Below are 1,258 nucleotides of genomic sequence, written 5' to 3'. Positions count from 1 at the left end.
AAGAACGAAGCGATCAGCACGTGGATCAGCGGCTTGCGGTAACGCCACAACGACGGCGCAAACCAATGGAAGCCGAAGTTTTTGGGATCGACGCCCGCCCCCCGGAATCGTCGGGCGACAAGCACAAGGAGGGGATCGATTTCCGCGACAAGATCGTTCAGCGGGAGTTCGCGTTGGATTCGGGTCGCGGGATCGGCGATGCGGGCGAGGTTGGCGGCGGTCACCCCGGCGTACACACACCAGGATCCGTTCTTCAGCCTCAACAAGGCCGGAACCGGCGCCGAAGCCAAGCGCTCAGGCGATGGATTTTCGATGACCCTGGCCTTGAGGTCCATGCGAACGGCGGCGCGGACGAGCTCGTTCGGCGCCTCCTCACCCGCCTCGATCGCCAGTTCCTTGACAAGATGGTTGGGGTCCGCAGCAATCCGGTAATAGGCGGCTATGCTGCATAATGCGCGCAGTCCCGAGTGTCGCGGCGCTGCGGCCTCCGGGGCTTGGGAGAAATCGGGCTTGACCGTCATGTGCCGCCGTCAGGTTATCAAATTTAGAAGAGCTTGCCGAAAAGTTACACGTCCACCTGTGCCGCGGAAATCTGATCAAGGCAAGTAATCAGGGATTGATGCTAGCCAACACGGCCAAAAAAAGCAAGTTGCCACCACTTAGGGTTTCGCGCGCTCTCCGACGTTTGCGTCTGGGTCTTGCGGGCGACGGCGTCTGTTGGACGAAATGGTTAAGACGGAAGCATGTTGTCGCCGAACGTCATTGTTTCGCGCCGCGTTCGGGGCGCAAGGCTCCACCATGCCTTCAGGGCGTCTCCCAGCCTGGCGCCGCCGTCTAAGTTGCGAGGCGGAGAGCCGGCCCGCCGCTTCGCGCCGCTTAAGATGATTCACAATCTCTTGATCGAGCGCGGCGCCAAGAAGATTGGAACGCTTCAGGGTGTGTCGCGACGCCAATGCCCAAGACGGTTATCGGGCAAGCCTTTGGCGCACCGTTGATCGGGCGTAGGACACGCGGGCCGAGACTTTGAGTATATGGCGCTCCCTAGGGATGCGCAGCAATCCAACGAAGTCAATTGCTTAGGCGAAGGGGGTTGGGAACACCCCACCGTTGAAAGCAAATGTGCTTCGGGAGAGCGCCCCAAACCTTCCAGACGGAAGGGGCGCCGCAATGGGCTCGATAATTAGTTCTACTGCGTCACGTTGCATGGCGGGAAACCGCCCTGATTTGATGTGTTTGGCAACACGGACATCGCGACAGT

At 60.1% G+C, this 1,258-nt stretch carries 1 protein-coding gene; it reads right to left on the bottom strand.

What is annotated here, in order from left to right:
- Positions 1 to 521 (bottom strand): cysteine peptidase family C39 domain-containing protein (locus GJ654_RS20640; RefSeq protein WP_246664860.1); only part of this gene is annotated, 521 nt, incomplete at its 3' end.
- Positions 522 to 1,258 lie beyond the last annotated feature (737 nt).

The organism is Rhodoblastus acidophilus, assembly GCF_009720655.1.
Taxonomy (GTDB): Bacteria; Pseudomonadota; Alphaproteobacteria; order Rhizobiales; family Beijerinckiaceae; genus Rhodoblastus; species Rhodoblastus acidophilus_A.
This window is presented reverse-complemented; position numbering and strand designations above follow the sequence as displayed.